8 protein-coding genes and 1 tRNA gene are annotated in these 10,729 nt (G+C 56.3%); all 9 read left to right on the top strand.

The annotated features are described in order from the left end of the window. Positions 1–8: 8 nt before the first annotated feature. Positions 9–84 (top strand) — tRNA-Trp (locus B3187_RS11080). Positions 85–118: 34 nt separating this feature from the next. Continuing rightward, positions 119–487, top strand: coding sequence for a preprotein translocase subunit SecE (secE, locus tag B3187_RS11075; RefSeq protein ID WP_024462576.1), 369 nt, complete (start codon positions 119–121; stop codon positions 485–487). 7 nt (positions 488–494) lie between these two features. Next, a complete protein-coding gene (nusG, locus tag B3187_RS11070) occupies positions 495–1,028 on the top strand; it encodes a transcription termination/antitermination protein NusG (protein ID WP_024462575.1) in 534 nt (177 codons plus the stop codon). Between the two features lie 176 nt (positions 1,029–1,204). Next, entirely contained in the window at positions 1,205–1,636 is a 432-nt protein-coding gene (rplK, locus tag B3187_RS11065; protein WP_123639570.1) for a 50S ribosomal protein L11, read from the top strand. 1 nt (position 1,637) lies between these two features. Further along, positions 1,638–2,333, top strand: coding sequence for a 50S ribosomal protein L1 (gene rplA, locus B3187_RS11060; RefSeq protein ID WP_286806444.1), 696 nt, complete (start codon positions 1,638–1,640; stop codon positions 2,331–2,333). A gap of 264 nt (positions 2,334–2,597) precedes the next feature. Continuing rightward, positions 2,598–3,092, top strand: a complete 495-nt coding sequence (gene rplJ, locus B3187_RS11055; protein WP_024462572.1) for a 50S ribosomal protein L10 — start codon at positions 2,598–2,600, stop codon at positions 3,090–3,092. Between the two features lie 60 nt (positions 3,093–3,152). Then, on the top strand, positions 3,153–3,524 hold the full coding sequence (rplL, locus tag B3187_RS11050; protein WP_286806443.1) for a 50S ribosomal protein L7/L12: 372 nt from the start codon (positions 3,153–3,155) through the stop codon (positions 3,522–3,524). 242 nt (positions 3,525–3,766) lie between these two features. Then, positions 3,767–7,852 (top strand): DNA-directed RNA polymerase subunit beta, encoded by a 4,086-nt coding sequence (gene rpoB, locus B3187_RS11045; RefSeq protein WP_123639567.1) that lies wholly within the window; start codon positions 3,767–3,769, stop codon positions 7,850–7,852. Between the two features lie 97 nt (positions 7,853–7,949). Continuing rightward, on the top strand, positions 7,950–10,729 hold a 2,780-nt coding region (rpoC, locus tag B3187_RS11040; protein ID WP_286806442.1), incomplete at its 3' end, for a DNA-directed RNA polymerase subunit beta'.

The following is a 10,729-nucleotide window of genomic DNA, read 5'->3' as shown; positions in this document are numbered from 1 at the left end:
AAAGTTACAGGCCAGTAGTTCAATTGGTAGAGCACCGGTCTCCAAAACCGGCTGTTGGGGGTTCGAGTCCCTCCTGGCCTGCCATCTTTCGAGAGTGCACTAAGGTTTCTGCAAGCCTATGAATACAAAAACCGAAGCGAAAGAGTACCGTATGGATCCACTGAAGTGGCTGCTGGTGCTTGGTCTTATTGCGGTTGGGGTTGTTGGAAACTCGCACTTCTCCGCCGAGCCACTGTTGTACCGTGTGCTGGGTTTGCTGGTTGTTGCTGCGGTAGCCATTTTGATTGCTCTGCAGACGGAGAAAGGTGCTGGCTTGTGGCGCCTTCTGCGTGAATCCATGGTCGAAGTACGCAAGGTTGTTTGGCCGAGCCGACAGGAAACCAATCAGACCACGCTGATCGTGATCGCGGTGGTGATTGTCATGTCGATCATTCTCTGGCTGCTGGATACGTTCTTCGGCTGGATTGCATCCCTGATTATTGGGTAGGTGATAAATGGCTAAACGTTGGTATGTAGTACACGCCTATTCCGGTTTCGAGAAAAAAGTCGCTGCGTCTTTGAAGGAGCGTGTCGATCTCAACAACATGCAGGACTATTTCGGTGAGATTCTGGTTCCCACCGAAGAAGTTGTTGAAATGCGTGGCGGCCAAAAGCGCAAAAGTGAGCGCAAGTTTTTCCCGGGTTACGTCCTGGTTCAAATGGAACTGAATGACGATACCTGGCACTTGGTGAAAGATACCCCCCGCGTCATGGGGTTCATTGGCGGTAAGGCTGATCAGCCAGCGCCAATTACCGAGAAAGAAGCCCAGGCCATTCTTCAGCGAGTCGATGACTCGATTGAAAAGCCCAAGCCGAAAACGATTTTTGAGCCGGGTGAAATGGTTCGCGTCATTGATGGGCCATTTAATGACTTCAACGGAGTGGTTGAAGAAGTCAACTATGAAAAGAGCCGGCTGCGTGTTGCGGTACTGATCTTTGGTCGCTCTACGCCGGTTGAGTTGGAGTTCGGTCAGGTTGAAAAAACCTGACCTTTGACGGAGACGTCAGCCAGGAAGGCCCGTATTTTTTTACCTTTCTTCGCTCAAGAGTGAAGGGAGGTTTTCGTGTCTCCGGATAAAAAATTATCCGGAGAGGGGAGCCGAAGACGGAATACCCTGCCAAGGCATTCTCGAGGCGCTAACACCCAAATTGGGGAGTAAATACTATGGCTAAGAAAGTAACGGCCTATATCAAGCTGCAGGTTGCAGCGGGTAAGGCAAATCCGAGTCCGCCGGTTGGTCCAGCATTGGGTCAGCACGGTGTCAACATCATGGAATTCTGTAAGGCGTTTAACGCTCAGACCCAGGGCGTCGAGCCGGGCGCTCCGGTCCCGGTTGTGATCAGCGTTTACAGCGACCGCAGCTTCACCTTCACCATGAAGACTCCGCCGGCGTCATTCCTGCTGAAGAAGGCGGCAGGTATCAAATCCGGCAGCGGCAAGCCCAATACCGATAAAGTCGGTAAGGTCACTCGTGCGCAGCTGGAAGAGATCGCGACCACCAAGCAGCCGGATTTGACCGCTGCCGATATGGACGCCGCCGTGCGTACGATCGCGGGCTCTGCCCGTGCCATGGGTCTTGAAGTGGAGGGCGTGTAACATGGCTAAATTGAGTAAGCGTCAGCGCGCCATCAACGAGAAAGTGGACGCCAGCAAGCAGTACGGCATTGAAGAAGCTGTTGCGCTGTTGAAAGAGCTGTCCAGTGTGAAATTCCCGGAAACCTTTGACGTTTCCATCAATCTGGGTGTTGATCCGCGTAAATCCGACCAGGTCGTTCGCGGTGCCACCACTCTGCCCCACGGCACCGGCAAAGACGTACGCGTCGCCGTGTTCGCCCAGGGTGCCAACGCCGAAGCGGCTACCGCTGCCGGTGCTGACATCGTGGGTATGGAAGATCTGGCAGAGAAGGTCAAAGCCGGTCAGATGGATTTCGACGTGGTCGTTGCCAGCCCCGACGCCATGCGCGTAGTGGGTCAGTTGGGTCAGATCCTTGGCCCCCGTGGCCTGATGCCGAACCCGAAAACCGGTACGGTAACCCCGGACGTGGCGACTGCGGTCAAGAATGCCAAGGCCGGTCAGGTTCGCTACCGCGCTGAGAAGGGCGGTATCGTTCACGGCGGCATCGGCAAGATCTCTTTCGACGCTCAGGCCGTGAAAGAAAACCTGGAAGCCCTGGTAAATGACCTGAAGAAATCCAAGCCCTCTACCGCCAAAGGTGTGTACCTCAAGAAGATTGCCTTGAGCACCACCATGGGTCCGGGCCTGGTTATTGATCAATCCTCTCTGGCGATCTAAAGCGCCCTTGAGGTCAACGAGCTTTGGGGTCTGCGCCTCGGCGCAGGCTGTCAAAGACCGTAGGTGAGCCGCCTGTTTTTAAGTCGGTTCTTAATAACAGAGACTGTAGCAATACAGCTCGCAGCCTACGCAGACGGTGGGACCCGCTCCGGCTTGCCGGAGGACAGAATATCACCGAGTTAGGGTGTCAGGCTTTATCGGTCTGATACTGGATGTTAACGACAGAAGGCCTCGGCCCGCTCTGTCAAACCCAGGAGAAATCCCGTGGCATTAGGACTTGAAGGCAAAAAAGCGATTGTCGCAGAAGTCCAGGAAGCTGCGAAGAGCGCTCTGTCAGCGGTAGTTGCGGATTCCCGCGGCGTTACCGTAAGCGACATGACTGCTCTGCGCAAAGAGGCCCGCGAGAACGGCGTTTGGATCAAAGTCGTTCGCAATACGTTGGCCCGTCGCGCGCTCGCCGGTAGTGACTACGAATGTCTCACAGAGAGCTTCGTTGGTCCTACCCTGATCGCTTTCTCTAACGAACACCCCGGTGCGGGCGCCCGCATCCTCAAGGAGTTCGCCAAGAGTAACGATCAGCTGCAGATCAAGCTGGCCGCCTTTGAAGGCGAGCAAGTGGACTTCTCTATGTTGGCTACTCTGCCGACTTACGAAGAAGCCCTGGCGAAACTGCTGAGCGTGATGAAAGAAGCTTCTGCTGGCAAACTGGTCCGCACTATTGCGGCCGTTCGCGACGCGAAAGAACAGGAAGCGGCCTGAGATACTCGGCGCTTCAACTGAACCCACGAGCACCTTGCTCAATTTTGTAGGAATAGCATCATGGCTGTAACTAAAGAAGATATTATCGAAGCGATTGCGGAAATGTCCGTACGAGACGTTGTCGAGCTGGTTGAGGCAATGGAAGAGAAGTTCGGCGTTAGCGCTGCTGCTGCCGTTGTTGCTGGCCCGGCTGGCGACGCTGGCGGTGCCGCTGAAGAGCAGACCGAATTTGACGTCGTTCTGACCGGCATTGGCGAGAAGAAAGTTAACGTCATTAAAGCGGTTCGTGAAATCACCGGTCTGGGCCTGAAAGAAGCCAAAGACATGGTTGAGAACGCACCGAAGGCGGTTAAAGAAGGCGCTTCCAAGGAAGAGGCCGAAGAAGCCAAGAAGAAGCTGGAAGACGCCGGCGCTTCTGCCGAACTCAAGTAATTGGGTTCGTGCTTCGTCTGTCCAAACGCGTTTTTGGACCGAGGCTGGTGGGCTTTTGCCCGCCAGCCTTTTTCCGTTTCCGGTCGTCGGTAACGGCCGAAGTAGTGACCAGGCACTGATTTAGCGCCTCGTCATGGTTAGCCTACCACGGTTTTTGCCGGGTAGTGCAGGGTAGAGCAACGATGCCTGTGGAGACTTTCTCCCGGTGTCAGCCCGATCCGTGAACAAGCTGGGGATTACAGATGGCTTACTCATACACTGAGAAAAAACGTATCCGTAAGGACTTCGGCAAATTGCCGCATGTTATGGATGTTCCTTACCTTTTGGCAATTCAGCTGGATTCGTACAGACGATTTGCCCAGGCAGATGTCCCCCCCGAAGAGCGGGCCGATATGGGTCTGCATGCTGCATTTCGCTCGGTTTTCCCCATTGTCAGCTATTCCGGCAACGCGGCGCTTGAGTATGTGAGCTATAGCCTCGGCAAGGCGGCGTTTGACGTTAATGAATGTATTCTGCGCGGGGTGACCTACGCCGTGCCGCTGCGCGTGAAAGTGCGGCTGATGATCTATGATCGCGATTCGTCCAACAAAGCGATCAAGGATATTAAAGAACAAGAAGTCTACATGGGCGAGATTCCCGTGATGACTGAAAACGGTACCTTTGTCATCAATGGTACTGAGCGCGTGATCGTATCCCAGCTGCACCGTTCGCCCGGTGTCTTCTTCGATCACGACAAGGGCAAAACCCACTCCTCCGGTAAGCTGCTGTATTCCGCTCGCGTAATCCCCTACCGTGGCTCCTGGTTGGATTTCGAGTTTGACCCCAAAGACCTGGTTTATGTGCGTATTGACCGCCGTCGTAAGTTGCCGGCCACCATTCTGTTGCGCGCGCTGGGCTTCAGCTCCCAGGAAATGCTGGACATGTTTTATGACACCAGTACCTTCCAGGTGGGTAAGGACGGTCAGTTCCTGTTCAAAGTGGTGCCGTCGCGCCTGCGTGGTGACGTGGCCACTTTCGACATCAAGGACAAGAAAGGCAAGGTTCTGGTTGAGGAAGGCCGCCGGATTACCGCCCGTCATATCCGCCAGCTGGAAAAGGCCGGCGTTGATGAGATGATCGTACCGCCCGAGTACCTGCTGGGACGCGCCCTGGCTCGGGATGTGATCGACAACGAGACCGGCGAGCTGCTGGTCGAGTGTAATACCGAGATCACTGAAGAAGTACTGGCGATTCTGGAAAAGCAGGGTGCAGAGACCATTGAGACTCTGTACACCAACGAACTGGACTGCGGTCCGTTCATCTCCGATACCCTGCGCCTGGATCCGACCCGCACCGAGCTGGAAGCGCTGGTGGAAATCTACCGGATGATGCGCCCCGGTGAGCCGCCGACCAAAGAGTCGGCCGAAGCGCTGTTCCAGAACCTGTTCTTCACTCAGGAACGCTACGACCTTTCTTACGTCGGTCGTATGAAGTTCAACCGTCGCCTGGGTCGCGAAGACGAAACCGGTGAAGGCACTCTGTCCAACGATGACATCGTGGACGTTCTGAAGACGCTGATTTCGATCCGTAACGGTCAGGGCACCGTGGACGACATCGATCACCTGGGGAACCGTCGTGTGCGGTCCGTGGGTGAAATGGCCGAGAACCAGTTCCGGGTAGGCCTGGTGCGTGTAGAGCGGGCCGTTAAGGAACGCCTGTCTATGGCGGAGAGCGAAGGCCTGATGCCTCAGGACCTGATCAATGCCAAACCGGTGGCGGCGGCGGTGAAGGAGTTCTTTGGCTCCTCCCAGCTGTCCCAGTTTATGGACCAGAACAACCCGCTGTCGGAAGTGACTCACAAACGTCGCGTCTCGGCCTTGGGCCCCGGTGGTCTGACCCGAGAGCGTGCCGGCTTTGAGGTGCGTGACGTACACCCGACTCACTACGGCCGGGTATGCCCGATTGAGACGCCGGAAGGTCCGAACATTGGTCTGATCAACTCTCTGGCGACCTACTCGCGCACCAACAGCTACGGTTTCCTTGAAACCCCCTACCGCAAGGTGGTGGACGGCAAGGTGACCGATGACATTGAGTTCCTGTCAGCGATCAATGAGTCAGAATTTGTCATTGCCCAGGCCTCGGCCAAGCTCGACAAGAACGGCAAACTGTGTGAGGAACTGGTTTCTGTCCGTCACCAGAACGAATTCAACCTGAAGAGCCCGGAAGAAGTCCAGTTGATGGACGTGTCTCCGCGTCAGGTGGTGTCCGTGGCCGCCGCGCTGATTCCGTTCCTGGAGCACGATGATGCCAACCGCGCCCTGATGGGTTCGAACATGCAGCGTCAGGCGGTGCCGACACTGCGCGCCGAAAAGCCGCTGGTGGGTACCGGCATGGAGCGCAACGTGGCTTCGGACTCCGGTGTCTGTGTGGTCGCCCGTCACGGCGGTGTGGTCGACAGCGTGGATGCGGGCAAGATCGTGATCAAGGTAAACGACAACGAAGTCGAAGAAGGCGACGCCGGTGTCGATATTTACAACCTGATCAAATACACCCGTTCCAACCAGAACACCTGCATCAATCAGCGCTCCATCGTGAACGTGGGTGATGTGGTGGCCCGTGGCGACATTCTCGCTGATGGTCCGTCGGTGGATATGGGTGAGCTGGCCCTGGGTCAGAACATGCGCATCGCCTTCATGCCCTGGAATGGCTACAACTTCGAAGACTCCATTCTGGTTTCTGAGCGTGTTGTACAGGAAGATCGCTTTACCAGTATCCACATTCAGGAACTGACCTGTATCGCCCGTGATACCAAGCTGGGTAGCGAGGAAATCACCTCGGACATTCCCAACGTGGGCGAAAGCGCTCTGAGCAAACTGGATGACTCCGGTATTGTTTACATCGGCGCCGAAGTGGGCGGCGGTGACATTCTGGTCGGTAAGGTAACCCCGAAAGGTGAAACCCAGCTGACACCGGAAGAAAAGCTGCTGCGTGCCATTTTTGGCGAGAAAGCGTCCGACGTCAAGGATACCTCCCTGCGTGTGCCGGCCAGTACCAAGGGTACCGTGATTGATGTTCAGGTATTCACCCGCGATGGTCTGGAAAAAGACCAGCGCAGTCTGGAAATCGAACGCGACCAGCTGGACGAAGTTCGTAAGGATCTGAACGAAGAATACCGCATCGTTGAGCGTGCCATCTTCGGTCGTCTGCGCTCCGCGCTGGTGGGACAGAAAGTGTCCTCCGGTAAAGGCGTCAAGAAGGGCGAAGTGCTGACCGACGAGAAACTGGACGAGCTCGAAAAGGACCAGTGGTTCAAGATCCGCATGGCGGAAGATGCCCTGAACGAGCAGTTGGACTCGGCCGAAGCTCAGCTGATCGAGCGTCGCAAAATCCTGGACGATCGCTTTGAAGACAAGAAGCGCAAGCTGTCTACGGGCGACGATCTGGCGCCGGGCGTACTGAAAATCGTCAAGGTGTACCTGGCGATCAAGCGCCGCATCCAGCCGGGTGACAAGATGGCCGGTCGTCACGGTAACAAAGGGGTTATCTCGGTGATCATGCCGGTTGAAGATATGCCCTACGATGACAAGGGCGAGCCGGTGGATGTGGTGCTCAACCCGCTGGGTGTACCCTCGCGTATGAACGTGGGTCAGATTCTTGAGACTCACCTGGGTATGGCGGCCAAGGGCCTCGGTGTGAAAATCAACGAGATGCTCAAGCAACAGAAAGCCGTCAAGGATATTCGCGGTTTCCTGGAAGAGATCTACAACAAAACCGGTGATTCGCTCACCAAAGAAGATCTGGCATCGTTCAGCGATGAAGAAATTCTGGAGCTGGCGCGTAACCTGACCGGCGGCGTGCCGATGGCAACACCGGTATTCGATGGTGCCCAGGAGCATGAAATCAAGGCGCTGTTGAAGTTGGCGGATTATCCGGACTCTGGGCAGTTCACCTTGTACGACGGTCGTACCGGCGACAAGTTTACCCGGCCGGTGACCGTGGGCTATATGTACATGCTCAAGCTGAACCACCTGGTGGACGACAAGATGCACGCGCGTTCTACCGGTTCTTACAGCTTGGTCACTCAGCAGCCGCTGGGTGGTAAAGCCCAGTTCGGTGGCCAGCGTTTCGGGGAAATGGAGGTCTGGGCGCTGGAAGCCTATGGCGCCGCCTACACCCTGCAGGAAATGCTGACCGTCAAGTCGGACGATGTGGCCGGTCGGACCAAGATGTACAAGAACATCGTGGATGGCGACCACCGGATGGAGCCCGGTATGCCCGAATCCTTCAACGTGTTGGTGAAAGAGATTCGCTCGCTCGGGATCAGTATGGAGCTGGAGCAAGACGACTAGCCCGCTGGACCCACTTAAGGTGCGGGGCCGGATTTGCCGGCCTCGCTGTGCGGAACCCGCGCACTGATGCCCACTAGAGCTTACTGGAGAAAACGCCTTGAAAGACTTACTGAATTTGCTCAAGTCCCAGGGACAAGTCGAAGAATTTGACTCCATTCGGATCAGCCTGGCTTCGCCGGAAATGATTCGATCCTGGTCGTTCGGGGAAGTTAAAAAGCCCGAAACCATCAACTACCGTACCTTCAAGCCTGAGCGTGAAGGTCTGTTCTGTGCCAAGATCTTTGGCCCGGTGAAAGACTACGAGTGTCTGTGCGGCAAGTACAAGCGCATGAAGCACCGCGGCATCATCTGTGAAAAGTGTGGCGTTGAAGTCACGCTGGCCAAGGTGCGTCGCGAGCGTATGGGCCACATTGAGCTGGCGAGCCCGGTTGCTCACATCTGGTTCCTGAAGTCTCTGCCCAGCCGCATCGGCTTGCTGCTGGACATGACCCTGCGCGATATCGAGCGGGTGCTGTACTTTGAATCCTACGTGGTCACCGACCCAGGTATGACCACGCTCGAGCGTGGCCAGCTGCTCACCGATGAGCAGTACTTCGAGTCGATGGAAGAGTTTGGTGACGAGTTCGAAGCGAAGATGGGGGCGGAAGCCATCCAGATCCTGATGAAAGACATCGATCTGGAAGCGGAAGTTAATCGTCTGCGTGAGGAGATTCCGAACACCAACAGCGAAACCAAGATCAAGAAGTTCTCCAAGCGTCTGAAGCTGCTGGAAGCTTTCGTTCATTCCGGTAACAAACCGGAGTGGATGGTGATGGAAGTGCTGCCGGTATTGCCGCCGGATCTTCGTCCTCTGGTTCCGCTGGATGGCGGCCGGTTTGCCACCTCGGATCTGAACGATCTGTATCGTCGCGTGATCAATCGCAACAATCGCCTCAAGCGGCTGTTGGATCTCAACGCGCCGGACATCATCGTGCGCAACGAAAAGCGCATGCTCCAGGAATCCGTGGATGCCCTGTTGGATAACGGTCGTCGCGGCCGCGCCATCACCGGCTCCAACAAGCGCCCGCTGAAATCCCTGGCCGACATGATCAAGGGTAAGCAGGGCCGGTTCCGTCAGAACCTGCTCGGTAAGCGTGTGGACTACTCCGGTCGTTCGGTGATCGTTGTGGGCCCGACCCTGAAACTGCACCAGTGTGGTCTTCCCAAGAAGATGGCCTTGGAGCTGTTCAAGCCGTTCATCTTCAGCAAGCTGGAGCTGCGCGGCCTGGCCACGACCATCAAAGCCGCCAAGAAAATGGTAGAGCGTGAAGAGGCCGTGGTGTGGGACATTCTGGACGAAGTGATTCGCGAGCACCCGGTTCTGCTGAACCGCGCACCGACTCTGCACCGTCTGGGTATTCAGGCGTTCGAACCGGTTCTGATTGAAGGTAAGGCGATTCAGCTGCACCCGCTGGTCTGTGCGGCCTACAACGCCGACTTCGACGGTGACCAGATGGCGGTACACGTACCGTTGACTCTGGAGGCGCAGCTCGAATCCCGCGCCCTGATGATGTCCACCAACAACATCCTGTCACCGGCTTCCGGTGACCCGATCATCGTACCGTCTCAGGACGTGGTTCTGGGCCTGTACTGGATGACGCGCGAGCGCATTAACGCTCAGGGCGAAGGTATGGTGTTCTCTGATGTGGCGGAAGTGTCCCGTGCTTACTATGCCAAACAGGTGGACCTGCAGGCACGCATCAAAGTGCGGCTGAAGGAAACCCTGGTGGGTGCCGAAGGTGAGCGCGAAGAGAAAACCCACATCGTCGATACCACGGTGGGCCGTATGCTGCTGTGGGAGATTGCTCCCGAGGGCATTCCGCTCGAGCAGATCAACCGTCCGATGGTGAAAAAGGCCATCTCTGCGGTGATCAACTATTGCTACCGCGTGGTGGGCCTGAAAGCGACCGTTATCTTCGCTGACCGCCTGATGTACATGGGTTATGACTTCTCCACCAAATCCGGTGCCTCCATTGGTGTGAATGACTTCACCATTCCGGAAGAGAAGGCCGGCATCATCGGCCGTGCGGAAAAAGAAGTTAAGGAGATTGAAACCCAGTTTGCCTCCGGTCTGGTGACTGCGGGCGAGAAATACAACAAAGTCATCGATATCTGGTCCCGGGCGAACGACCTGGTAGCCAAGTCGATGATGGAAGGTATCAGTAAAGAGTTTGTGACCAATAAAGAAGGCGAGGAAGAGGAACAGGATTCTTTCAACTCGGTCTTTATGTACGCTGACTCGGGCGCTCGTGGTTCCCCGGCGCAGATTCGTCAGTTGGCCGGTATGCGTGGCCTGATGGCCCGTCCAGACGGCTCCATTATTGAGACGCCGATTGTCGCCAACTTCCGTGAAGGTCTGAACGTACTGCAGTACTTCATCTCCACTCACGGTGCTCGTAAAGGTCTGGCGGATACGGCTCTGAAAACCGCCAACTCCGGTTACCTGACCCGCCGTCTGGTGGATGTGTCCCAGGATCTGGTGGTCACCTCCGTGGACTGTGGCACCGATGAAGGTCTGAAGATGTCGCCGGTGATTGAAGGCGGTGACGTCATCGAGTCACTCGGCGACCGTATCCTGGGTCGTATTGTGGCTCGCGACGTGATTCGTCCCGAAAGCGACGAAATCTTGGTGCCTGCGGGTACCATGATTGACGAGGCCTGGGTTGAGCGCGTCGAAGCCATGGGTATCGACGAAGTGATTGTCCGCTCTCCGGTGACCTGTGCCTCGCGCAACGGCGTCTGCTCCATGTGCTACGGCCGTGACCTTGCCCGCGGGCATCGTGTCAACCAGGGTGAAGCGGTGGGGGTTATCGCCGCCCAGTCCATTGGTGAGCCGGG

The sequence above is a fragment of the Marinimicrobium sp. UBA4209 genome (genome assembly GCF_002381585.1).
Taxonomy (GTDB): domain Bacteria; phylum Pseudomonadota; class Gammaproteobacteria; order Pseudomonadales; family Cellvibrionaceae; genus Marinimicrobium; species Marinimicrobium koreense.
The sequence above is the reverse complement of the archived record's forward strand: the minus strand, read 5'-3'. Positions and strand labels throughout refer to the sequence as shown.

Coding starts and splice junctions, on each gene's coding strand:
- rplL (WP_286806443.1), top strand. CDS start 3,153: ATGGCTGTAACTAAAGAAGATATTATCGAAGCGATTGCGGAAATGTCC.
- secE (WP_024462576.1), top strand. CDS start 119: ATGAATACAAAAACCGAAGCGAAAGAGTACCGTATGGATCCACTGAAG.
- rplK (WP_123639570.1), top strand. CDS start 1,205: ATGGCTAAGAAAGTAACGGCCTATATCAAGCTGCAGGTTGCAGCGGGT.
- rpoB (WP_123639567.1), top strand. CDS start 3,767: ATGGCTTACTCATACACTGAGAAAAAACGTATCCGTAAGGACTTCGGC.
- rplA (WP_286806444.1), top strand. CDS start 1,638: ATGGCTAAATTGAGTAAGCGTCAGCGCGCCATCAACGAGAAAGTGGAC.
- nusG (WP_024462575.1), top strand. CDS start 495: ATGGCTAAACGTTGGTATGTAGTACACGCCTATTCCGGTTTCGAGAAA.